General features: G+C 69.9%; 18 protein-coding genes and 2 tRNA genes. 12 read left to right on the forward strand and 8 right to left on the reverse strand.

Going from position 1 to position 22,314, the window contains the following annotated elements:
• Positions 1–211: 211 nt before the first annotated feature.
• Positions 212–1,594, reverse strand: a complete 1,383-nt coding sequence (locus ACO0M4_RS24945) for an amino acid permease (protein ID WP_430373148.1) — start codon at positions 1,592–1,594, stop codon at positions 212–214.
• Between the two features lie 345 nt (positions 1,595–1,939).
• On the opposite strand from ACO0M4_RS24945, the gene ACO0M4_RS24950 reads away from it, so the two are divergent.
• Entirely contained in the window at positions 1,940–2,539 is a 600-nt protein-coding gene (locus ACO0M4_RS24950; protein WP_430373149.1) for a biotin transporter BioY, read from the forward strand.
• Positions 2,540–2,608: 69 nt separating this feature from the next.
• Here ACO0M4_RS24950 and ACO0M4_RS24955 read toward each other — a convergent pair whose 3' ends face one another.
• On the reverse strand, positions 2,609–4,075 hold the full coding sequence (locus ACO0M4_RS24955; protein ID WP_430373928.1) for an amino acid permease: 1,467 nt from the start codon (positions 4,073–4,075) through the stop codon (positions 2,609–2,611).
• Between the two features lie 188 nt (positions 4,076–4,263).
• On the opposite strand from ACO0M4_RS24955, the gene ACO0M4_RS24960 reads away from it, so the two are divergent.
• On the forward strand, positions 4,264–4,752 hold the full coding sequence (locus ACO0M4_RS24960) for a ribose-5-phosphate isomerase (RefSeq protein ID WP_390024400.1): 489 nt from the start codon (positions 4,264–4,266) through the stop codon (positions 4,750–4,752).
• Between the two features lie 75 nt (positions 4,753–4,827).
• Entirely contained in the window at positions 4,828–5,649 is an 822-nt protein-coding gene (locus ACO0M4_RS24965; protein ID WP_430373150.1) for an Fpg/Nei family DNA glycosylase, read from the forward strand.
• 28 nt (positions 5,650–5,677) lie between these two features.
• Here the strand turns inward: ACO0M4_RS24965 and ACO0M4_RS24970 are convergent, their stop codons facing one another.
• Positions 5,678–6,907, reverse strand: coding sequence for a GNAT family N-acetyltransferase (locus tag ACO0M4_RS24970; RefSeq protein WP_430373151.1), 1,230 nt, complete (start codon positions 6,905–6,907; stop codon positions 5,678–5,680).
• 127 nt (positions 6,908–7,034) lie between these two features.
• Between ACO0M4_RS24970 and ACO0M4_RS24975 the strand changes: the two genes are divergently transcribed.
• A complete protein-coding gene (locus tag ACO0M4_RS24975) occupies positions 7,035–8,180 on the forward strand; it encodes a PP2C family protein-serine/threonine phosphatase (RefSeq protein WP_430373152.1) in 1,146 nt (381 codons plus the stop codon).
• Here ACO0M4_RS24975 and ACO0M4_RS24980 read toward each other — a convergent pair.
• A complete protein-coding gene (locus ACO0M4_RS24980) occupies positions 8,137–9,348 on the reverse strand; it encodes a cation:proton antiporter (protein ID WP_430373153.1) in 1,212 nt (403 codons plus the stop codon). The genes ACO0M4_RS24975 and ACO0M4_RS24980 overlap by 44 nt on opposite strands.
• A gap of 394 nt (positions 9,349–9,742) precedes the next feature.
• On the opposite strand from ACO0M4_RS24980, the gene ACO0M4_RS24985 reads away from it, so the two are divergent.
• Positions 9,743–9,937: a hypothetical protein gene (locus ACO0M4_RS24985; RefSeq protein ID WP_037635111.1), complete on the forward strand. Its 195-nt coding sequence runs from the start codon at positions 9,743–9,745 to the stop codon at positions 9,935–9,937.
• 39 nt (positions 9,938–9,976) lie between these two features.
• Here ACO0M4_RS24985 and ACO0M4_RS24990 read toward each other — a convergent pair whose 3' ends face one another.
• Both ACO0M4_RS24990 and ACO0M4_RS24995 read right to left on the reverse strand, forming a co-directional pair.
• A complete protein-coding gene (locus tag ACO0M4_RS24990) occupies positions 9,977–10,357 on the reverse strand; it encodes an arsenate reductase family protein (protein ID WP_430373154.1) in 381 nt (126 codons plus the stop codon).
• 121 nt (positions 10,358–10,478) lie between these two features.
• Positions 10,479–10,549: transfer RNA gene (locus tag ACO0M4_RS24995), tRNA-Gly, on the reverse strand.
• Positions 10,550–10,685: 136 nt separating this feature from the next.
• Here ACO0M4_RS24995 and ACO0M4_RS25000 point away from each other — a divergent pair.
• From ACO0M4_RS25000 to clpX, 5 genes are all read left to right on the forward strand, one after another.
• Positions 10,686–10,762 (forward strand) — tRNA-Pro (locus tag ACO0M4_RS25000).
• 201 nt (positions 10,763–10,963) lie between these two features.
• Entirely contained in the window at positions 10,964–12,364 is a 1,401-nt protein-coding gene (gene tig, locus ACO0M4_RS25005; RefSeq protein ID WP_430373155.1) for a trigger factor, read from the forward strand.
• Positions 12,365–12,648: 284 nt separating this feature from the next.
• Positions 12,649–13,251 (forward strand): ATP-dependent Clp protease proteolytic subunit, encoded by a 603-nt coding sequence (locus ACO0M4_RS25010; RefSeq protein ID WP_430373929.1) that lies wholly within the window; start codon positions 12,649–12,651, stop codon positions 13,249–13,251.
• A 66-nt stretch (positions 13,252–13,317) separates the two neighbouring features.
• A complete protein-coding gene (locus ACO0M4_RS25015) occupies positions 13,318–13,992 on the forward strand; it encodes an ATP-dependent Clp protease proteolytic subunit (RefSeq protein ID WP_390024388.1) in 675 nt (224 codons plus the stop codon).
• Positions 13,993–14,153: 161 nt separating this feature from the next.
• Positions 14,154–15,437 carry an ATP-dependent Clp protease ATP-binding subunit ClpX gene (clpX, locus tag ACO0M4_RS25020; RefSeq protein ID WP_390024386.1) on the forward strand — a complete coding sequence of 428 codons (1,284 nt, stop codon included), beginning with the start codon at positions 14,154–14,156 and terminating at the stop codon, positions 15,435–15,437.
• Positions 15,438–15,597: 160 nt separating this feature from the next.
• Here clpX and ACO0M4_RS25025 read toward each other — a convergent pair whose 3' ends face one another.
• On the reverse strand, positions 15,598–16,578 hold the full coding sequence (locus ACO0M4_RS25025; protein ID WP_430373156.1) for a hypothetical protein: 981 nt from the start codon (positions 16,576–16,578) through the stop codon (positions 15,598–15,600).
• 164 nt (positions 16,579–16,742) lie between these two features.
• On the opposite strand from ACO0M4_RS25025, the gene ACO0M4_RS25030 reads away from it, so the two are divergent.
• Positions 16,743–19,364 (forward strand): valine--tRNA ligase, encoded by a 2,622-nt coding sequence (locus ACO0M4_RS25030; protein WP_430373157.1) that lies wholly within the window; start codon positions 16,743–16,745, stop codon positions 19,362–19,364.
• On the opposite strand, the gene ACO0M4_RS25035 is transcribed toward ACO0M4_RS25030, so the two are convergent.
• Positions 19,330–20,538, reverse strand: a complete 1,209-nt coding sequence (locus tag ACO0M4_RS25035; RefSeq protein WP_430373930.1) for a hypothetical protein — start codon at positions 20,536–20,538, stop codon at positions 19,330–19,332. The genes ACO0M4_RS25030 and ACO0M4_RS25035 overlap by 35 nt on opposite strands.
• 277 nt (positions 20,539–20,815) lie before the next feature.
• Between ACO0M4_RS25035 and ACO0M4_RS25040 the strand changes: the two genes are divergently transcribed.
• A complete protein-coding gene (locus ACO0M4_RS25040) occupies positions 20,816–22,264 on the forward strand; it encodes a peptidoglycan D,D-transpeptidase FtsI family protein (protein WP_430373158.1) in 1,449 nt (482 codons plus the stop codon).
• The last annotated feature ends 50 nt before the right edge of the window (positions 22,265–22,314 follow it).

The raw sequence follows: 22,314 nt of genomic DNA on the forward strand, positions 1-22,314 counted from the left end.
TCGGCAAAGCTGGCTCAGTCTGAGTGGCCGTGTCCGCTCAGGGCAACAGTCGTGCAGCGATTGTTCGCTATTCAGACGGGATCGTGACCGAGCGTGTCTGATACATCGTCGAATGCAGTGAGATGTGAGGTACGTCTCAAATGTGCCCGGGCCGCCCCGGAGCCGTCCCCAGGCCCGGACCGCGCCCCGCCCGCCCGGGCGGCGGCGGCCCTCAGCCCCGCACCCGGCGCGCCCGCAACTCCCGCGCACCCGCCACCACCAGCACCGCGGCGGTCGCACCGGCCGACCACAGCAACTGCGGCCGGGCCGTGTCATCGGTCAGCATCAGCACGATCACCACGCCCATCGCCACCAGCGCCACCCACGTCAGATACGGGAACGCCCACATCCGCAGCACCAGCCGCTCCGGCGCCTCCCGCTCGATCTGGGGCCGCAGCCGCAACTGGGACACGGCGATCAGCCCCCAGACGAACAGCAGCACCGCACCGACCGCATTGAGCAAGTACAGGAAGACCGAATCCGGCCACTTCAGATTCAGCAGCACCGAGACGAAGCCGAACGCCACCGACGCCAGCACCGCCCGCCGCGGCACCCCGCCGCCCGACACCTTCAACAGCCCGCGCGGCGCCTCCCCGCGCTCGGCCAGCGAGAACACCATCCGCGACGAACCGTAGAGATTGGCGTTCAGCGCCGACAGCAGCGCCACGAACACCACGATGTTCATGATCTGCCCGGCGCCCGGCACGCCGACGTGGTCCAGCACCATCACGTACGGACTCTTGCCCGGCTGCATCGACGACCAGGGCAGCACCGTGACGATCACCAGCATCGAGCCCACGTAGAAGAAGAGGATCCGCCACACGGCGCTGCGCACCGCCCGGCCCACCGCCCGCGCCGGATCGTCCGACTCGGCCGCCGCGATGGTGACCACCTCCAGCCCACCGAAGGCGAACACCACGGCCAGCACGCCGGAGACCACCCCGGACCAGCCGTGCGGCAGCAGCCCGCCGTGCCCGGTGAGATTGGTCAGCCCCACCGGCGAGGTCTCCGGCAGCACCCCGAAGACCGCCAGCAGGCTCAAGGCCAGGAACAGCACGATCGCGGTGACCTTCAGCGTCGCGAACCAGAACTCGAACTCGCCGAAGTTCTTCACCGCGGCCAGGTTGGCGACGGTGAACACGACCATGAAGAGCAGCACCCACCCCCACTGCGGCACCGCCGGCACCCAACCGTGCGCGATCTGCGCCGCCCCGGTGGCCTCCACCGCCAGCACCACCACCAGCAGGAACCAGTACAACCAGCCCACGCTGAACCCGGCCCAGCGCCCGAGCGCCCGCTCCGCGTGCACCGAGAACGCCCCGGACGCCGGCATCGCCGCCGACATCTCCCCGAGCATCCGCATGACCAGCATCGCCAGCGCCCCGGCGATCAGATAGGACAGCACGATCCCCGGCCCGGCCACCGCGATGCCCGCACCGGAGCCCACGAACAGCCCCGCCCCGATCACCCCGCCCAGACCCAACATCGTCAGATGGCGCTGCTTGAGCCCCGCGGACAGCGGCTCTTTCTCGACCAGGGGCGGTGCGTCGTGCATCGGCTCGTACTCTCGCAAGGGGCGCAAGGGCGGGATCGCCGCCCGGTTTGGGGGAACTCCACAGGTGACCGCGGAGCCGTCACAGTGTCCCCGCCCGCCCCTGGCTAGCACAAAACCAGCACCACACCACCGCCTTGTCCGTGACAAGCATCACGTGACCTGCGAAGACGCCCCGCGTGCCGGCGGGCTCCGGCATTCTGGCCGTTGTCCGGAACTCCCCAAGCGGGCCGGTACTGCTTTGTCACCGCTCGCACATGATCGCCACCGCCCCCCTGAACTAACGTCATCACGTCCCGCCGGACCGCTCCACCCCGGACGGTCCCCTCACACCCGCGGAGTCCCCTGATGAGCACAGCCGCCCCCACCCTCCCCTCTGGAGCGGTCCTCGCCGACCTGCTGCCGGCCGCCACCGCCACCCGCGCCCGCGTCCGCGACGCCGCACTGGTCGCCGGCGGCGCCGTGATCACCGGCATCGCCGCCCAGATCGCGATCCCGGTCCCCGGCTCCCCGGTCCCGGTCACCGCCCAGACCTTCGCCGCCCTCCTCGTGGGCACCTCGCTCGGCGCCCGCCGCGGGCTGCTGTCGATGGCGCTCTACGCGCTGGCCGGCATGGCCGGCGTGCCGTGGTTCGCGGGCGGCGCGTCGGGCGCCGGCGGGGCCACCTTCGGCTACGTCCTCGGCATGCTGCTCGCCGCCACCGCCGTGGGCGCGCTGGCCCGCCGCGGCGGCGACCGCGGGGTGCTCCGCACCGCCGCCACGATGGCCGCCGGCAACGCCCTGATCTACGCGATCGGCGTCCCCTACCTCGCGCTCAGCACGGGCCTGTCCTTCGGCCAGGCCGTCGCCGTCGGCATGGTGCCGTTCCTGATCGGCGACGCCCTCAAGGTCGCCCTGGCGATGGGGGCGCTGCCCACCGCCTGGAAGCTGGCCGGCCGCCGCGGCTGAGTACCCGCACAAACGCCGACGGGGCCCGCACCCACCAAGGGTGCGGGCCCCGTTCGTCGTCCGAGGCCCCTACGCGTTCTCGGGTGCTTCCACGGTCGCCACCGGCTCCGCCACCTCACGGGGCCGCCGCTTCTGGAGCACCAGCCCGGCCACCAGCACGACCGCGGCCGCCACCACCGACAGCACCATCTGCTCCCGGCCGTCCTTGTCGTAGAACATGTAGCCCACGACGAAGACGATCAGCGCGATGGTGGCGTAGGTCAGCCACGGGTACAGCCACATCCGCACCGTCAGCCGCTCCGGCGTCTCCCGCTCGATGATCCGGCGCATCCGCAGCTGCGAGACGCAGATCACCAGCCAGACGAAGAGCGCCACCGCGCCCGAGGAGTTCAGCAGGAACTGGAAGACGGTGTCCTTCGAGGTGTAGCTGAAGATCGTCGCGATGAAGCCGAAGGCCACCGACGCCCAGATCGCCACCGCCGGGACGCCGCCCTTGTTGACCTTTGCGAACGCCTTCGGCGCATCGCCGCGCTCACCGAGCGAGAACGCCATCCGGGACGCCGTGTAGAGCCCGGAGTTCAGACAGGACAGCACCGCGGTCAGCACGACCACGTCCATCACGACGTCCGCGTACGGGATGTGCAGCGACTTCAACACCGCCACGTACGGGCTCTTGGCCACCTCCGGGTCGTTCCACGGCAGCAGGGTCACGATCACCGCGATCGACCCGATGTAGAAGAGCGCGATCCGCCAGATCACGCTGTTCACGGCCTTGCGGACGGCCGCCACCGGGTTCGGCGACTCGCTCGCCGCCAGCGTGACGATCTCGCTGCCCATGAAGGAGAAGACCACCAGCAGCATCCCGGAGAGGATCGCGCCCGGTCCCTTCGGCAGGAATCCGCCGTGGTCCAACAGGTTCGCGGTGCCCACCGCGTGGTGCCCCGGCGGCAGTCCGAAGATCGCCAGCGCGCCGACCACGATGAAGATCACGATCGCCACGACCTTGATCCCGGCGAACCAGAACTCGAACTCGCCGAACGAGGCCACTGACACCAGGTTGGTGCCGGTCAGCACGATCATCACCAGCAGCGCCCAGGCCCACTGCGGCACCGCCGGTATCCAGCCGGTCAGGATCGACGCCGCCGCGGTCGCCTCGACCGCCAGCACCACCGACCAGAAGAACCAGTACAGCCAGCCGATGGTGAAGCCGGCCCAGCGGCCCAGGGCCCGGTCCGCGTACGCGGAGAACGAACCGGACGTGGGGGAGGCCGCGGCCATCTCACCCAGCATCCGCATCACCAGCACGACCAGCAGACCGGTCAGCGCGTACGAGAGGAGGATCCCCGGGCCGGCGGCTTTGATACCGGCCCCGGATCCGACGAAGAGGCCGGCGCCGATGACCCCGCCAATGGCGATCATGGACAGATGGCGGTTCTTGAGGCCGGCCTGGAGCCCGTCAGGCGACCGGTTCGCGGTGCCGTTGCCGGGTTCTCCGGCAGCGGGGACCGCGTGGGAAGTAGGCGGGTGCGCGCCCATGTGCACCGTCCTTCGGTGGTTCTCGGTGTCGAACCCAGGCATTAGAACGTTGTTAACGACCGTTTGGAAGAGCCGAATCCGGATCGTTGTCGTTACTGGTGAGTTGCCTGAAGTGGCAGGCCGCGCCCGGAGTGCGGGCCCCAGCCCCGATGGCGTCTACCCCGGGAACGGCATGCCACACTCGTGCCATGCGCGTGTACATCGGCTCCGATCATGCCGGCTTCGACCTCAAGAACCACCTCGTCGACTGGCTCAAGGCCCACGGCCACGAGCCCGTCGACTGCGGCCCGCACATCTACGACGCCCAGGACGACTACCCCCCGTTCTGCCTGCGCGCCGCGGAGCGCACCGCCGCCGACCCGGAGGGCCTGGGCATCGTGATCGGCGGCTCCGGCAACGGCGAGCAGATCGCCGCCAACAAGGTCAAGGGCGTCCGCGCCGCGCTGGCGTGGAGCGAGGAGACCGCCAAGCTCGGCCGCGAGCACAACAACGCCAACGTCGTCTCCGTCGGCGGCCGGATGCACACCGTCGAGGAGGCCACCCGCTTCGTCGAGGTCTTCCTCGCCACCCCGTACTCGGGCGAGGAGCGGCACACCCGCCGGATCGAGATGCTCTCCGCCTACGAGACCACCGGTGAGCTCCCCCCGATCCCGGCCCACCACCCGCAGCAGGACTGACACCCCCGCACCCCGCCGTCGCCCGCTCCCCCGGTGGCCACCGGGAGAGCGGGCGCGCCCACTGGAGGACACCCGATGCCCGAGGGGCACACGATCCACCGCTTGGCCGCGGACCACCGCGACCGGTTCCAGGGGCGGAAGGTCCGGGTGGCCAGTCCGCAGGGCAAGTTCGCCGAGGGCGCGGCGCTCGTCGACGGCCAGGTCCTGGAGACCGCCGAGGCCCACGGCAAGCACCTCTTCCTCGGCTTCGGCCTGGACCGCTGGATCCACGTCCACCTCGGCCTCTTCGGCAAACTCGGCTTCGGCACCACCCCTGCCCCGCCGCCCACCGACACCGTCCGGCTGCGGCTGGTCGGCGCCGGCCACCACGCCGACCTGCGCGGCCCCACCGCCTGCGCGCTGATCACCGACGCCGAGAAGCAGGCGATACACGACCGGCTGGGCCCCGACCCGCTGCGGCCGGACGACGACGGCGACCGCGCCTGGCAGCGGATCACCCGCAGCCGCACCACCATCGCCGCGCTGCTGCTCGACCAGAAGGTGATCGCCGGCGTCGGCAACGTCTACCGCGCCGAGGTCCTCTTCCGACACGGCATCGACCCCTACCTCCCCGGCCGCGCCCTCCGCCGGGACCAGTGGGACGCCGTCTGGGCCGACCTGGTCGCCCTGATGCGGGAGGGCGTGAAGAACAACCGGATCGACACCGTCCGCCCCGAGCACACCCCGGAAGCCATGGGCCGCCCGCCCCGGGTCGACGACCACGGCGGCGAGGTCTACGTCTACCGCCGCACCGGCGCCGCCTGCCACCTCTGCGGCAGTGCCGTCCGCACCGCCGACCTCGCCGCCCGCAACCTCTTCTGGTGCCCCACCTGCCAGCCCGCCGCCGCCCGCCCCTGAAGAACGCGGCGGGCCGCGCCCGTAACCGTCAGAAGCCGTGCGGCAGCCACGGTGCCGGGTCCGACCCGAACGCCACCGACGCTGCGGCCAGCGCCCCCGGCCGCAGTTCCCGCACCCGCCCGGCACCGGCCAGCGCCGACAGCGTGAACCCGCCCAGATAGGCCGACCCCAACTCCCTTACGGACAGCGCGAGTTCGGCCGGATCGGTGGTCCGCTGGCAACTCGCGCCCTTCGCGTCGCCGGACAGCCGCCAGCGCCCCGCGTTCCACGGGCACAACTCGTCGGTGACCTCCAGCACCACGTCCACCGGTGCCTGGTAGGTCCGGGCCGCCAGCGCCGCCCCGACGTCCACCGGCCGGACGAACAGCGATTCCCGCACCCCGATGTCACACCGCCGCTGGTCGGCCACCAGGTGCAGCAGCGGGTCGTCCACCGGCCGGCCGCGCACCGCCACCGACGCCGTCAGGTCGATCCCGAACAGATAGCGCCACAGCGCGGCGTAGGCCACCGGGTCCAGCGCGTCGATCTGGCGCACCAGCACCGTCCCGCGCGGCCCGGTGCGGTCCCACTCGGGCTTGACGGCGTACCGGGCGTAGCCCCGCACCTCGCCGTCCACCTCGGCCAGTACGCACTGCAGCGCGCCGGCCCCGTTCCGCTCGCCCTCCGGGTCGAGCGCCCCGCCCCGCTCCCAGTGCGGGCGGCGCGCCAGCATCCCGGGCCGGGTCGGCACCAGCTCCGCATAGACCCGCTCGCACTCCGCCAGCGAGGCCGCCGGGTCCACCAGCCGCAGCCGGACGCCGTCCACGCCCGGCAGGTCCGGGGCGGCCAGCCGCACCGTGTCCACGGTCATCCGCAGCTCCTGGGTGGCCGGGCCGTACCCGAACCGCCCGTAGATCGCCGGCTCCGTGGCGGTCAGCACCGCCAGCGCCTCCCCGCGCTCGTGCACGTCCGTCAGCTGGTGCCGCATCATCGAGCGCAGCACCCCGCGCCGCCGGTGGGTCGGCTGCACGCTGATCAGGGTGACCCCGGCCACGGCCAGCTCCGCCCCGCCCGGCACCGTTAGTCCGAACGAGAACGATCCGCCGGTGCCGACGATCTCGTCACCGTCCCGGACCGCGAACGCCCGCTCGACCTCGGTGATCGCCCGCCACCACGCGCGCCTCTCCGGCCCGTCCGGGATCCCGCCGAACGCCACGTCCAACTTGTCGTACCAGGCATCCCAGTCGGCATCCCGCAACGGCCGCAACTCTGTTGTCATGTGCCATCCCTAGCAGCCCGCTCTCCGGCCGCGCGACCGCATTTCGAACGCGAATTCCCCGCAATTCCCCGGGGTGACGTGCGGCGAATCGACGCGCCGCCGAACGGGTGGATAAGGTCCCAGAACAATGACACGCGGCGCGGGAGCGGAAAGCCTGAGGGCCCGGATGCGCAAACGGCTGCACCGGGCCCGGATCGGCATGCGCAAGGCCGGTGTCGACTACTTCCGCGGCGACGGCTCCGACTGGCTCGCGCTGGCCGCCCTGCTCGCCGCCGTCCCGGCCATCGCCGGCGGCACCCTCTGGCACCCGGAGTGGATCGCGCCGACCGCACTGGTCCTCCCGATCATCGCCGGCGGCCTGCTGCTACGGCCGGCCAACCTCCTCGTCCTGTACGCGGCCTCCGCCGCCGCCCTGATCGTCGAGGCGGCCCTGTTCGGCCCGTACGACCAGGGCCGGGACCGGATCACCCCGGGCACGGTCCTGGTGGTGGCCGCGGTCGGCCTCTCCGGGCTGCTGGTCGCACAGTTCCGCAGCCGGGTCGGCGTGCCCTGGCGACGCGGCGGCACCATGCTCTTCGACCTGCGCGAACGGATCCGCGTCCAGAGCAAACTCCCCAAGCTCCCCAAGGGCTGGCACCACGAAATGGCGCTCCGCCCGGCCGGCGGCCAGTCCTTCTCCGGCGACTTCGTGGTGGCCTCCTGCACCCAGGGCGGCAACATCCTGGAGGTCGTGCTCACCGACGTCTCCGGCAAGGGCATGGACGCCGCGTCCCGGTCACTGCTCCTCTCCGGTGCCTTCGGCGGCCTGCTCGGCTCGCTCCCCCCGCACGGCTTCCTGCCGGCCGCCAACGGCTACCTGCTGCGCCAGGACTGGGACGAGGGCTTCGCCACCTCCGTCCACCTCGTCCTCGACCTGGAGTCCGGCGACTACGAACTGTTCTCCGCGGGCCATCTCCCCGCCCTCCAACTCAGCGCGGGCACCGGCCGCTGGGAGGAGAAGGCGGGGGAGGGGCCGCTGCTCGGGGTCTACGACGGCGCCCAGTTCGACCCGGTCAAGGGGACGCTGCGCCCCGGCGACGTCCTGATGCTGTTCACCGACGGCCTGGTGGAGGCCGCCGACCGCGACATCGCCGAGGGCATCGACCGCCTGACCGGCGAGGCCGAGCGGTATGTGCACGGCGGCTTCGCCGGCGCCGCCTGGCACCTGATCGAGGCCGTCGCCAAGGACGTCAACGACGACCGGGCGCTACTGCTGATCTGTCGGGACAGCTGACCGCCGCACCGGGCTCGGCCTCCCGCCCCGCGCCGCCGCCCGGCAGCATCCGTGCCAGCAGCCCGGAGCGGCCGGCCGCCAGTGGTCCGAGGACGGCCAGGATCAGCACGTAACCGGCGATGAACGGGGGCAGTCGCTCGTCGAGTCCGGCGCCCGCCGCCATCGTCGCGAGGATCAGCGCGAACTCGCCGCGGGCCAGCAGCGCGGTGGCGATGTTCGCGGCCGGCCCGGGACCGAAGCCGTGGATCCGGGCCGCCGCCAGCCCCGCGAGGACGTTCATCAGCAGGGTCAGCGCCACCGCGATCAGCACCGGCCACACCACCGTCGGCAGGTCACCGGGGTCGATGGAGAGCCCGAACGCGAAGAAGAAGATCGCCCCGAACGCGTCCCGCAGCGGATGCACCAGCTTCCGGATCCGCGGCCCAGAACTCGTCCCGCCGAGCATCAGCCCCACCATGAACGCCCCGATGGCGTCGGCGACCCCGAACCACTCGGAGATCCCGGCAACCAGGACGGCGGCGCCGAGGAAGGAGATCACCAGCAGCTCGCTGTCCTTGGTGGCGATCAGCCGGCCGATGAGCCGGGTACCCCAACGGGCCGCCGCGGCGAGCAGCAGCAGGAAGCCGAACGCCTTCCCGGCGGCCGGCGCCGCCGCCGCGAGCGAGTCGGCCCCGGAGAGCACCGGCTGCAACGCGGCCAGATAGAGGGCCAGGAAGATGTCCTCGACGACGATGATGCCGAGGATCGGCTTGGTCTCGGGATTTCCCAGCCGCCCGGTGTCGACCAGGACCTTGGTGACGATCGCGGACGACGAGATGCCGAGCACCCCGGCGAGCACCAGTGCCTCGGAGGTGCCCCAGCCGAGCGCGAAGCCGAAGCCGAGCCCGGCGCCGACGTTCAGCGTCAGGTACGCGCCGCCGGCCAACGCCATCCGCCGGCCGCCCGCCTTGAGGTCGTCGACGTGGAATTCCAGGCCCAGGTAGAAGAGCAGCAGCACCAGGCCGAGGAGGGAGAGCATCTCCAGGTCGTGCGGATCGGCGACCAGCACGATGCCGGGGGTGTGCGGGCCGAGCAGGATTCCGGCCAGGATGAACAGGGGGATGGTGGGGAGTCCGATGCGGCCGCCGAGGCGGGCCAGGACGGCGGCGGCAAGAAAAGCGCCGCCCATGGCGATCAGGGTGTCTGCGTGTCCGATGGGCCCGTTCCTCCTGGTCGTTGATGCGTCGTCGATGCGCCGTCGATGTGAGTCCGGGCACGTACCGGTCGCACACGAGGTCAAGACAGCGTCAAGAACTAGTCAATAGTTAGATTACCAAACCATTAACCAGTGACCGTTGTGAGGCGGTGCGGGAGCTTTTGGGGGGTCGGTCCGGCGGGGTGCAAGGACCTGCCGGACCGACTGGAAGCGGCACGGGATGAACAATCGGGAACGAGCAAAGCGTTGGCCGATGATTCGTCACCCGCCTGCAATGGGCAGGGAGTTGATGGCACGATGGGTGCCGGGGGTGTGCGCGGCATGCCCCAGGGCCGGTGAGGCGTTCCGACCAAGGGTGTGATCAGTTGTGGCTCTGTCGCTATCAGTTGTCCTGATGTTGGGAATCATCCTGGTCGTACTGATCAGACAGAAGGCGATCAAGGCCGGTCCGGCGTTCGTCGCCATACTTTTCGGCTTCTTCCTTGCCTCCACGGGCATGGCGCCGTCGATCAACAGATTCCTGAATTCCATCGCGCAGACCATCAACCACATCACGTTCTAGGGCAGGCTCCTGGAACAGGTCACGGTCCGCAGGCCGGGCTCAGGGCGTCCGTCCGCCCCGGGTCCGCGTCAGTGCGTCACGCACGGCATCCTCGCTGCGCCCCACCAGCGCCGATCCGTCGTCGGCGGTGATGATCGGCCGCTGGATCAACCCGGGGTGCGCTGCCAGCGCCTCGATCCACCGGTCCCGTTCGGCGTCGGTGCGCTCCCACGCCCCGACGCCCAGTTCCTTCGCCTCGGCCTCTTGGGTCCGGGTGATGTCCCAGGGCTCCAGGCTCAGTCGGTCCAGCATGGCGCGCAGCTCGCCGGCGGTCGGCGGCTCTTCCAGATACTTCCGCACGGTGTAGTCGGCGCCCTCGGCGTCCAAAATCTCCACCGCGGCACGGCACTTCGAGCACGCGGGATTGAGCCAGATCTCCATGCGGGTCACCCTAGGGACTCCCGTTGCAGGAGAGAAGGAGGGGTGCGGGGAAGCCGCGCGAAGATAGCGTCAGGAACGCGAAAAGCCCCGGACCGGATGGTCCGGGGCTTTCCCCATTACGAGCGGGCGACGGGAATCGAACCCGCGTAGCCAGTTTGGAAGACTGGGGCTCTACCATTGAGCTACGCCCGCGAGCGCCAACGGTCGCTGAGACCTCGGCACGCAGAGCATCGTAGCGGGTGAAGGCGGTCGCGCGCACACCGCATCGCGCTCCCGGATAACGGGCAGCCACACCGTCCGCGGCCATGTACCCTACGTGTCGCACCGACGGGGTGTGGCGCAGCTTGGTAGCGCGTCCGCTTTGGGAGCGGAAGGTCGTCGGTTCGAATCCGGCCACCCCGACCAGTAGGTACTCGTCCCGCATGTAGGGAAAGCGGGCATAAGCGACCGTTCAAGATCGCGTTGTGGGTGCCCTCCTCCTTGCGGTTACTATGCAAGCTGCGTGCCCGTATGTCTCTGTACCGGGCGCGATCGGCCGGGCCGGGACATGCCGGACGCCGGCGGATCTCAGGCAAAACCCCAAAGTCAGCCCAAGGAGACCGAACCGTGAAGAGCGCCGTGGAGACCCTGAACCCGACCCGGGTTCGGCTCACTGTCGAGGTGCCCTTCGAGGAGCTCAAGGACAGCCTCGACGCGGCGTACAAGAAGATCAACCAGCAGGTCACGGTGAAGGGCTTCCGTCGCGGCAAGATCCCGGCTCGCGTCATCGACCAGCGGTTCGGTCGCGGCGCCGTGCTGGAAGAGGCCGTCAACGACGCGCTCCCGAAGTTCTACACCAGCGCGGTCAACGAGGCCGAGCTCAACGTCCTCGGTCAGCCCGACGTCGACATCACCGAGCTCAAGGACAACGAGCTGCTGGCCTTCACCGCCGAGGTCGACATCCGCCCCGCCCTGGAGATCCCGGACTACTCCGGCATCGAGGTCGAGGTCGACGCCGTCGAGGTGTCGGACGAGGACGTCGACAAGTCCGTCGAGCAGCTGCGTGAGCGCTTCGCCTCGACCAGCGCGGTCGAGCGCGCCGCCCAGGACGGCGACGTGGTGACCGTGGACCTGGAGGCCAAGGTCGATGGCGAGGTGCTGGCCGACGGCATCGCCAACGGCGTCAGCTACACCATCGGCTCCGGTGAGCTCCTCGACGGCATCGACGAGGCCGTCACCGGCCTGGAGGCCGGCGGCAGCGCCACCTTCACCTCCGAGCTCAAGGGCGGCTCCGCCCAGGGCAAGGAGGCCGAGGTGAAGGTGGACGTCACCGAGGTCAAGGCCCGCGAACTCCCCGAGCTGGACGACGAGTTCGCCCAGATGGCCAGCGAGTTCGACACCCTCGACGACCTCAAGGCGGACAGCCGCAAGCGCCTGGAGCGGATGAAGAAGTTCGACCAGGCCACCCAGGCCCAGGAGAAGGTCCTGGAGGCGCTGCTCGGGCTGATCGAGGTCCCGATCCCCGAGAAGCTGCTCGAGGACGAGATCCGTACCCGCAAGCACAACCTGGAGCACCACCAGCTCGGCCAAATGGGCCTCGACCTCGCGAAGTACCTGGAGATCCAGGGCAAGGCCGAGGAAGAGTTCGACGCCGAGACCAAGGAGCAGGCCGAAAAGGGCATCAAGACCCAGTTCGTCCTCGACGAGCTGGTCAACAAGGAGAAGCTCAACGTCAGCCAGGAGGAGCTCACCGAGCACCTCATGCGGCGTGCGCAGTCCTCCGGCATGAGCCCCGACCAGTTCGCCCAGGCCGTCGTCGAGGGTGGCCAGGTGCCGATGCTGGTGGGCGAGGTCGCCCGCGGCAAGGCCCTCGCGGTGGTCGTCGAGGCCGCCACGGTCAAGGACACCAACGGCGAGGTCGTCGACCTTGAGGACGAAGAGGAGACGGAGGCCGCCGAGGCCGTCGTCGCCGAGGTCGAGGGCACTGACGCCCCGGCCGACGAGCAGGCGGAGAAGTCCGAGGGCTGAGCCCCGGCCGCACCGCTGACCGACTGATCACGGGCCCGAACGCGCACGTCCGCGTGTTCGGGCCCGTGTGTCGTCCCGGTCCGTGAGCCTGCGCTCACAGCGAACAGTTCTCGGTCTGGGATGGCGTTGTCCGACCTGCGCGTTAGGGTCCGTAGATACGAGGGCAGGGGAGTTGCTGTAAGCGCGCCGGACGCACCACGCGGCGCGGTCCCCGGCCCCTGAAGACGACGCTGAGGCGGCTCCGAGCCGTCCGACAACGAGCAGGTGGACACGTGACGATCCCGATGCCTTCCGCCGCCGCTGAGCCGACCTTCGGTGGCCTCGGCGACCAGGTCTACAACCGGCTGCTCGGCGAGCGGATCATTTTCCTCGGCCAGCCGGTCGACGACGACATCGCCAACAAGATCACGGCGCAGCTGCTTCTCCTGGCCGCTGATCCGGACAAGGACATCTACCTCTACATCAACTCTCCGGGTGGCTCGGTCACGGCGGGCATGGCGATCTACGACACCATGCAGTACATCAAGAACGACGTGGTCACCATCGCCATGGGCCTCGCCGCCTCGATGGGTCAGTTCCTGCTGAGCGCCGGCACCCCGGGCAAGCGCTTCGCGCTGCCGAACGCGGAGATCCTCATCCACCAGCCGTCCGCGGGCCTGGCCGGCTCGGCCTCGGACATCAAGATCCACGCCGAGCAGCTGCTGCGCACGAAGAAGCGTCTGGGCGAGCTCTCTGCCATGCACACCGGCCAGACGCTGGAGAAGTGGACCAAGGACGCCGACCGCGACCGCTGGTTCAGCGCCGATGAGGCCAAGGCGTACGGCCTCATCGACGACGTCATGCCCTCCGCCGCCGGCGTTCCGGGCGGGGGCGGCACCGGGGCCTGAGCCCCGGCCCACGTCCCGCAGTCGACCCCCAGCCCTCTTTTCGCCACCAGGACGGTGAACCTCCAGATGAACAACTTCCCCGGAAGCGGTCTCTACGAGCGCCCGCAGGCCGAGTTCTCCGGTATGCCCGCGGAGTCCCGCTACATCGTTCCGCGCTTCGTCGAGCGCACTTCGCAGGGCGTGCGCGAGTACGACCCGTACGCGAAGCTCTTCGAGGAGCGGGTGATCTTCCTCGGGGTGCAGGTCGATGACGCCTCCGCCAACGACGTCATGGCGCAGCTGCTGTGCCTGGAGTCGATGGACCCGGACCGCGACATCTCGGTCTACATCAACAGCCCCGGTGGCTCCTTCACGGCGCTGACGGCGATCTACGACACGATGCAGTTCGTCAAGCCCGACATCCAGACGGTCTGCATGGGTCAGGCGGCCTCCGCCGCGGCCGTGCTGCTGGCGGCCGGCACCCCGGGCAAGCGCATGGCGCTGCCCAACGCCCGGGTCCTGATCCACCAGCCCTTCAGCGAGACCGGCCGTGGCCAGGTCTCCGACCTGGAGATCGCCGCCCGCGAGATCCAGCGGATGCGCACGCAGCTGGAGGAGATGCTGGCCAAGCACTCGTCCACGCCGATCGAGAAGATCCGCGAGGACATCGAGCGTGACAAGATCCTGACCGCCGAGGAGTCCCTGGCGTACGGTCTGGTCGACCAGATCGTCTCGACGCGGAAGAGCTCCGTCTCGGTCTGATCGCGATCTTCGCGAATTGCGCCGGAGTGTTGCCCCCTTGGACCGAGTGAACCGAGTCGGTTCAAGGGGGGCCCGTACGGGGGGCCCGGCAAGGTACCGTCGATAGGCAAGCACCCGGGTCCGCGGAGCAATGCGGATCCCAGGCGAAGGGGATTCACCTCGTGGCACGCATCGGTGACGGCGGCGACCTGCTCAAGTGCTCGTTCTGCGGAAAGAGCCAGAAGCAGGTGAAGAAGCTCATCGCGGGACCTGGTGTGTACATCTGCGACGAGTGCATCGATCTCTGCAACGAGATCATCGAGGAAGAGCTCGCCGAGACCTCCGAGGTGCGCTGGGAGGAACTCCCCAAGCCCCGCGAGATCTACGAGTTCCTCAACGGCTACGTCGTCGGCCAGGAGCCCGCCAAGAAGGCGCTCTCCGTGGCCGTGTACAACCACTACAAGCGCGTCCAGGCGGGCGAGAACAGCCCGAGCCGCGGCGACGAGGGCATCGAGCTGGCCAAGTCCAACATCCTGCTGCTTGGCCCCACCGGCTCCGGCAAGACCCTGCTCGCGCAGACCCTCGCCCGGATGCTCAACGTCCCCTTCGCCTTTGCCGATGCGACAGCTCTGACCGAGGCCGGCTATGTCGGTGAGGACGTCGAGAACATCCTCCTCAAGCTGATCCAGGCCGCGGACTTCGACATCAAGAAGGCCGAGACCGGGATCATCTACATCGACGAGATCGACAAGGTCGCCCGGAAGAGCGAAAACCCGTCGATCACCCGGGACGTCTCCGGCGAGGGCGTCCAGCAGGCCCTGCTGAAGATCCTGGAGGGCACCACCGCCTCGGTCCCGCCGCAGGGCGGCCGTAAGCACCCGCACCAGGAATTCATCCAGATCGACACCACCAACGTGCTGTTCATCGTCGGCGGTGCCTTCGCCGGCCTGGAGAAGATCATCGAGGCCCGGTCCGGCGCCAAGGGCATCGGCTTCGGCGCCACGATCCGTTCCAAGCGCGAGATCGAGTCCAAGGACCAGCTCCAGGACGTGATGCCGGAGGACCTGGTGAAGTTCGGGATGATCCCGGAGTTCATCGGTCGTCTCCCCGTCCTCACCTCGGTCCACAACCTCGACCGCGAGGCGCTCCTCCAGATCCTCGTCGAGCCGCGCAACGCCCTGGTCAAGCAGTACCAGCGGCTCTTCGAACTCGACGGCGTGGAGCTGGACTTCGACCGCCCGGCCCTGGAGGCCATCGCCGACCAGGCCATCCTCCGTGGCACCGGCGCCCGCGGTCTGCGCGCCATCATGGAGGAGGTCCTCCAGGCGGTGATGTACGAGATCCCGTCCCGCAAGGACGTCGCCCGCGTCGTGATCACCGCGGACGTGGTGCACTCCAACGTCAACCCGACCCTGGTCCCGCGCACCCGCGGCGACTCGGGCGAACCCCAGGAGAAGAGCGCGTAGACGCGTCACCGATCGTCCAACAGGACCGCCCGGCAGCAGCTCCGCTGCCGGGCGGTCCTGTTGGTGGCGGGGATCGGCGGGTCGCCACCTGCGAACGAAAAGCGCTCGACGGGGACGAGCTCCTCGTCGAGCGCTTGCACCTTCAGGTGCCGGGGGGTTGCTACTTCACCTTGCGGACCTCGTTGCGGACCTTGACGGTCTTGTCGGCCAGTTCCTTGGCGCCGGGAGTGGTGGCGGAGCCGCCGTTGGGGTTGGGCGCGGCCATCTGCTGCACGACGCCGATGGCGCTGTTGTCGCCCCAGATGCAGGTGGACGCGGTGATCGGCACGGTCATGCCGCCCGCCGAGACGGTGACCTTCTGCGTCCGGCACTTCATCACATCGCCGTCGAAGCCGCTGGGCGAGTACTCCGTGACCGGCGTGACGTCCTCGATCTTGCCGCCGCGGGAGTCCTTCTTGATGTTCTCGTCGATCTTGGCGAACATCTGGGTCACCGTGCCCTGCGGGTCGCCGACGTTCCCGTAGAGGCCGATCACCTGCATCGCCAGTCCGCTGGTGTCCTTGTACTTGCCCTGGACGCCCTTGCCGTCGGTGATGCCGAGCGCCTTGACTTCCTTGTCCTTGGAGATGTCCTCGGTGCTGCCCGCGCCGCCCGTCGTGTCCTTCTGGAACTGCCCGCTCAGCAGGCTGTCCGGCAGCGCGATGGTGTACGGCTTGACCTTGCTGCCCGAGCCGAAGACGAAGTACGCGCCGACGCCGATCGCCGCTACCACCGCGACCGCGCCGATGATCAGGCCGATCTTCTTGCCGTTGCCGCCGCCGGACTCCGACTCCTGGGGGATCATCCCGTAGGGCGTCTGCTGGCCGCCGAAGGGGGGCTGCTGGCCGTAGTTGGGCTGCTGGGGCTGACCGTAGGGCGGCTGCGCGGCCTGCTGCGGGAACTGCGGCTGTGGGGCCTGCTGCGGGAATTGCTGCTGCGGGGCTTGCTGCGGGTAGCCGTAGCCCTGCTGGGGAGGCACCTGGCCGCCCTGCTGCGGGTAGCCGTAGCCGGGCTGCGGGGCGGGCGGCTGTGGCTGGCCGTACGGACCCGGCTGCTGAGGCTGTTGCCCGTACGGACCCGGAGGCGGCTGGTTGTAGCTCATGGAGCGGTTCCCCTCGTGACTGCTGGTGACGCCGGGATGCCGCGGGTGACATCCGAGCGCGTGTTTATGCGCTGCCGACATCCTGTACGACGCCGCTGACAGCCGGTGCCCCGGGGGCGAAACCGATTCGAAGCTGCTACATGGGCGCCCGTACACTGTCCGTCGTGACCGAGAACACTCAGCAGCCCCAGAACAGCGTCCCCGAACTGCCGACTCAGTACACGCCGGCCGATGTAGAGGGGCCGCTGTACGAGCGCTGGGTAGAGCGGGGCTACTTCGAGGCGGACGAGAAGAGCGAGAAGCCGCCGTACACCGTCGTCATCCCCCCGCCGAACGTCACCGGTTCCCTGCACCTGGGCCACGCCTTCGAGCACACGCTGATCGACGCCCTCACCCGCCGCAAGCGGATGCAGGGCTACGAGACGCTCTGGCAGCCGGGCATGGACCATGCGGGCATCGCTACCCAGAACGTGGTCGAGCGCGAACTCGCCAAGGAGGGCGTGTCGCGGCACGACCTGGGGCGTGAGGCGTTCGTCGAGCGCGTCTGGCAGTGGAAGAACGAGTCCGGTGGCCAGATCTCGGGACAGATGCGGCGCCTGGGCGACGGCGTCGCCTGGTCCCGTGAGCGGTTCACGATGGACGAGGGCCTCTCCAAGGCCGTCCAGACGATCTTCAAGCGGCTCTACGACGACGAGCTGATCTACCGCGCCGAGCGCATCATCAACTGGTGCCCGCGCTGCCTGACCGCCATCTCCGACATCGAGGTGGAGTACCAGGACGACGACGGCGAGCTGGTCTCGATCCGCTACGGCGAGGGGGACACTTCGATCGTCGTCGCCACCACCCGCGCTGAGACGATGCTCGGTGACACCGCGGTCGCCGTCCACCCCGAGGACGAGCGGTACGCCCACCTCGTCGGCACCGAGATCGAGCTGCCGCTGACCGGCCGCCGGATCCCGGTCGTCGCGGACGAGCACGTCGACCCGGAGTTCGGCACGGGTGCGGTCAAGGTCACCCCGGCGCACGACCCGAACGACTTCGAGATCGGCCGGCGGCACGACCTGACCAACCTGTCCGTCCTCGACGAGCGCGGCGTGATCACCGCGCACGGCCCGTTCCAGGGGCTGGACCGCTTCGAGGCCCGGTCGGCGATCGTCGGTGCGCTGCGCGCCGAGGGCCGGATCGTCGCCGAGAAGCGCCCGTACACCCACTCCGTCGGGCACTGCTCGCGGTGCAAGACCACCATCGAGCCGCGGCTGTCGATGCAGTGGTGGGTCAAGGTCGGCCCGCTGGCCAAGGCGGCCGGTGACGCGGTCCGCGAGGGCAAGGTCGCGATCCACCCCAAGGAGATGGAGTCCCGGTACTTCGGCTGGGTCGACAACCTCCACGACTGGTGCATCTCGCGGCAGCTGTGGTGGGGCCACCGCATCCCGGTCTGGTACGGGCCGAACGGCGAGGTCGTCTGCGTCGGACCCGACGACGAGGCGCCCACCGGCGAGGGCTGGCACCAGGACACCGACGTCCTCGACACGTGGTTCTCGTCCGGTCTGTGGCCGTTCTCCACGCTGGGCTGGCCCGAGCAGACCCCGAGCGTCGAGAAGTTCTACCCGAACTCGGTCCTGGTCACCGGCTACGACATCCTCTTCTTCTGGGTCGCCCGGATGATGATGTTCGGGCTGTACGCGATGGACGGCACCCCGCCGTTCCACACCATCGCGCTGCACGGCATGGTCCGTGACCAGTTCGGCAAGAAGATGTCCAAGTCCTTCGGGAACGCGGTCAACCCGCTGGACTGGATGGACACCTACGGTTCGGACGCGGTCCGCTTCACCCTCGCCCGCGGCGCCAACCCGGGCGTCGACGTGCCGATCGGTGAGGACTGGGTCCAGGGCTCCCGCAACTTCGCCAACAAGATCTGGAACGCCACCCGCTTCGCGCTGATGAACGGCGCGACGGTGGAGGGCGACCTGCCGCCCGCGGAAGCGCTGTCCGCGACCGACCGGTGGATCCTCTCCCGGCTCAACTCGGTCGTCGCCGAGGTCGACGCGTACTACGACGACTACCAGTTCGCCAAGCTGTCGGACACCCTCTTCCACTTCGCCTGGGACGAGGTCTTCGACTGGTACGTCGAGCTGTCCAAGACGACGTTCATGGCGGGCGGGCCGGCCGCCGACGCCTCACGCCGGGTGCTGGGCGAGGTCCTGGACGTCACCCTGCGACTGCTGCACCCGGTCGTGCCGTTCGTCACCGAGACCCTGTGGACGACGCTGACCGGCGGAGAGTCGGTCGTCATCGCCGAGTGGCCCGGCGACTCGGGCTTCCGGGACGCGGCGGCCGAGCGGGAGATCGAGACCGTTCAGCAGATCGTCACCGAGGTCCGCCGGTTCCGCTCCGACCAGGGCCTCCAGCCGGGCCAGAAGGTCCCCGCGCGGCTGGACCTGACCGGTACGGCACTGGCGCCGCACGAGGCCGCGATGCGCTCGCTGCTGCGCCTCCAGCCGGCCGACGAGGGCTTCACCGCCACCGCGTCGCTGCCGGTCGCCGGCGCGACGGTCGCCCTGGACCTGTCCGGTGCGATCGACGTCGAGGCGGAGCGCAAGCGGCTGACGAAGGACCTGGCGGTGGCCGAGAAGGAGCTGGCGCAGACCACCGCCAAGCTCGGCAACGAGGCGTTCCTCGCCAAGGCCCCCGAGCAGGTCAAGGAGAAGATCCGGACACGCAAGGCGGGCGCCGAGGCCGATATCGAGCGGATCACCGCGCAGTTGGCGGCCCTGCCCACGGCGTAGTCGGCGGCGCCGGCCACGCGCTGGGCTCCTCGGCTTCCTCCGTAGGTCCCTCGTCCGTACGGGCGGGGGGCCTGCGTCGTCCCCGCCGCCCGCCGCGGTCGCCGCGCTCCCGGACCGGCCACAGCAGGACGTACGCAGTGGAGGCGGCCACGAACGCCAGCCGGATCAGGCCCCGCACCGAATCGTCGGGGACGGCGAAGACGCTGCCGTAGAGGACGAGCAGCGCCAGCCAGCTCCACCAGGGCACCAGGCGGCGCTGCCCGATGACGTCCCACAGCAACGTGCCGAGCAGCACCGACGCGGTGTAGTAGGTGTAGACGCTGGGGTCCAGGACGATCCGGGCGTTGGCGCCGAGCAGCACCACGGCCGCCCAGCGGCCCCGCCAGACCGCGAGCCCGCCCAGCACCAGCCCGAGGGCGAACTGCGCGGGACGGACCCAGCCGGGCGTCTCGGGGTCGTCGGCGCCCAGCCAGCGCAGCGCGGACGCCGGCTGGTTGGGGATGGCGAACTTGGCGGCGGCGAAGGACTGGGCGTCGCCGAGGAAGAACGGCAGCCAGGCGACGGCGACCAGCCCCGCGCACCACAGGCCGGCCTTGAGCCACTTGTCCCGGGGGAGCGCCAGCAGCAGCGGGACGAAGGCCAGCGCGGTCGGCTTGGAGTCCATCGCCAGTGCCAGGAACGCGCCGGTCAGGGCGGCGTTGCCGCGGGTGACGGCGCGGACCGCGAGGGCGGTGAAGAACAGTGCCAGGACGTCGTCGAGGTGCCCGAAGCGGACCGCGACCTCGATCCACATCGGGATGAAGGCCAGCCCGGCGATCAGCACCCGCTGCCGCAGCCGCTGGTGGTTGGTGCCGGTGCCCAGGAAGTGATGGGCCGCGCTGCGGCCCGCCAGCACCAGGATGACCAGGCCCAGCGCGGACATCAGCGCCGCGGCGAGGAACTGCCCGGTGGCCTCCGGGAACGGGTTGAACAGCCCGGCGGTCAGGAAGCTGATCGGCCCCATCTGGAGCTCGGGGTGGTGCGCGTAGAGGTTGAGGCCGCCGGTGCCGTCACCGGCGCTGCCCTGGTAGATGAGTTCGCCGCCGGTGCGCAGATAGTGCCAGGAGAAGCCGCCGTGCGGTTCCACGATCAAGAACCACAGCACGGTCCATGCGGTGAGCAGCACCAAATGCATCCGCTGACTGATTGCCGGCACGCCTCTTCAGCTCCTGCTTTCCTGACTCTTTGCGATGACCACGGTGGTCGCGGTACGGACCATTCCAGACCCCGCCGTGCAAGAGGGCACCGGGCGGCGGAAAGGTTGTCCCGCCCGATGGTCCGATCGCTCACATCCAGGTGCAACGCGGTTCTCATGACGCTCTCATGAAGGCGAGGCACCGTGAACCGGAATGCCGGAGTTCCGACGGAAACGCATGTCCGGTCCCGCCCCCAGCACCGAGGAGCCGCGCCCCATGAACAAACCCCTGCGACGGGTCTCGGTCTTCTGCCTCGCACTGATCCTGGCACTGATGGGCTGGGCCACGTGGATCCAGGGTGCCAAGGCCAGTGACTACCGGGAGGACCCGCACAACCCGCGGGTGAACATCGCCAAGTACTCCGCGCCCCTGGGCAACATCCTCGTCGACGGCCAGCCGGTCACCGGATCCGCCGCCACCTCCTCCTCCCTGAAGTACAAGCGGACCTACCAGGACGGCCCGCTCTACGCCCCGGTCACCGGCTTCTCCTCGCAGATCTTCGGCAGCACCCAGCTGGAGAGCCTCTACGGCGACCTGCTCGGCGGCAGCGACAGCCGGCTCCAGAACCCCGCCGACACCCTGCTGCACGAGCGCCCCAAGGGCGGCGACGTGGCCACCAGCATCGACCCCAAGGTGCAGAAGGCTGGTTACCAGGCGCTCGGCGACAAGACCGGCGCGGCCATCGCGCTGGACCCGGCGACCGGCCGGATCCTGGGCATGGTCAGCACCCCGTCGTACGACCCGGGGAAGTTCGCCGGGTCCGGCACCGCGGACCAGAAGGCGTGGCAGGCGCTGACGAACGACGCCGGCCAGCCGAACCTCAACCGCGCGCTGCGCCAGCCGCTGCCGCCCGGCTCCACCTTCAAGCTGGTGGTCGCCGCCGCCGCGCTGGAGAACGGCCTGTACTCCTCGGTGGACCAGCCCACCGACAGCCCCGACCCGTACACCCTCCCCAACACCCGCACCCAGCTGACCAACGAGAGCGCCTCGGCGCCCTGCAAGAACGCCACCATCCGCACCGCGCTCCAGTACTCCTGCAACACCGTCTTCGCGAAGATCGCCGTCGACCTGGGCAAGGACAAGGTCGCGGCGCAGGCCGAGAAGTTCGGTTTCAACGACGCCAAGGTGGACGTCCCGGTGCGCGCCGCCAAGAGCGTCTACCCGACGGAGATGGACCAGGCGCAGACCGCGCTCTCCGGCATCGGCCAGTTCAACGACCAGGCCACCCCGCTCCAGATGGCGATGGTCGCCTCGGCGATCGCGGGCGGCGGCGACCTGAAGACCCCGCAGCTGGTCGACAAGCTCACCGACGGCGGCGGCAACACCGTCCAGCAGAACTCCCCGAAGACCTACCGCAAGGCGATGTCGAGCCGGACCGCCGCCCAGCTGCGCTCCGCGATGCAGACGGTCGTGGACAAGGGAACCGGGTCCAACGCGAAGATCGACGGAGTGACCGTCGGCGGCAAGACCGGCACCGCCCAGCACGGCGTCGACAACAGCGGCACCCCGTATGCCTGGTTCGTCTCGTATGCGGACGACGGCAAGGGCCACCAGGTCGCGGTCGCCGTGATGGTCGAGGACGGGCACGCGGCCCGCAACGAGGTCTCCGGCAACGGCCTGGCGGCCCCGATCGCCAAGGCGATGATGCAGGCGGCGCTGTCCTGATCGGCGCGGGGGCGGGACGGGCTCGGGACGGGGGCGGAGGGGCTCGGGGG

Origin of the sequence: Streptomyces sp. RGM 3693 (assembly GCF_050471125.1) — a bacterium.
GTDB lineage: Bacteria > Actinomycetota > Actinomycetes > Streptomycetales > Streptomycetaceae > Streptomyces.

What these genes read in the sequence shown, in the direction of transcription:
- ACO0M4_RS24945 (WP_430373148.1), bottom strand. Translation starts at nt 1,594, where the DNA reads ATGCACGACGCACCGCCCCTGGTCGAGAAAGAGCCGCTGTCCGCGGGG.
- ACO0M4_RS24950 (WP_430373149.1), top strand. Translation starts at nt 1,940, where the DNA reads ATGAGCACAGCCGCCCCCACCCTCCCCTCTGGAGCGGTCCTCGCCGAC.
- ACO0M4_RS24955 (WP_430373928.1), bottom strand. Translation starts at nt 4,075, where the DNA reads ATGGGCGCGCACCCGCCTACTTCCCACGCGGTCCCCGCTGCCGGAGAA.
- ACO0M4_RS24960 (WP_390024400.1), top strand. Translation starts at nt 4,264, where the DNA reads ATGCGCGTGTACATCGGCTCCGATCATGCCGGCTTCGACCTCAAGAAC.
- ACO0M4_RS24965 (WP_430373150.1), top strand. Translation starts at nt 4,828, where the DNA reads ATGCCCGAGGGGCACACGATCCACCGCTTGGCCGCGGACCACCGCGAC.
- ACO0M4_RS24970 (WP_430373151.1), bottom strand. Translation starts at nt 6,907, where the DNA reads ATGACAACAGAGTTGCGGCCGTTGCGGGATGCCGACTGGGATGCCTGG.
- ACO0M4_RS24975 (WP_430373152.1), top strand. Translation starts at nt 7,035, where the DNA reads ATGACACGCGGCGCGGGAGCGGAAAGCCTGAGGGCCCGGATGCGCAAA.
- ACO0M4_RS24980 (WP_430373153.1), bottom strand. Translation starts at nt 9,348, where the DNA reads ATGGGCGGCGCTTTTCTTGCCGCCGCCGTCCTGGCCCGCCTCGGCGGC.
- ACO0M4_RS24990 (WP_430373154.1), bottom strand. Translation starts at nt 10,357, where the DNA reads ATGGAGATCTGGCTCAATCCCGCGTGCTCGAAGTGCCGTGCCGCGGTG.
- ACO0M4_RS25010 (WP_430373929.1), top strand. Translation starts at nt 12,649, where the DNA reads ATGCCTTCCGCCGCCGCTGAGCCGACCTTCGGTGGCCTCGGCGACCAG.
- ACO0M4_RS25015 (WP_390024388.1), top strand. Translation starts at nt 13,318, where the DNA reads ATGAACAACTTCCCCGGAAGCGGTCTCTACGAGCGCCCGCAGGCCGAG.
- ACO0M4_RS25025 (WP_430373156.1), bottom strand. Translation starts at nt 16,578, where the DNA reads ATGAGCTACAACCAGCCGCCTCCGGGTCCGTACGGGCAACAGCCTCAG.
- ACO0M4_RS25035 (WP_430373930.1), bottom strand. Translation starts at nt 20,538, where the DNA reads ATGCATTTGGTGCTGCTCACCGCATGGACCGTGCTGTGGTTCTTGATC.
- ACO0M4_RS25040 (WP_430373158.1), top strand. Translation starts at nt 20,816, where the DNA reads ATGAACAAACCCCTGCGACGGGTCTCGGTCTTCTGCCTCGCACTGATC.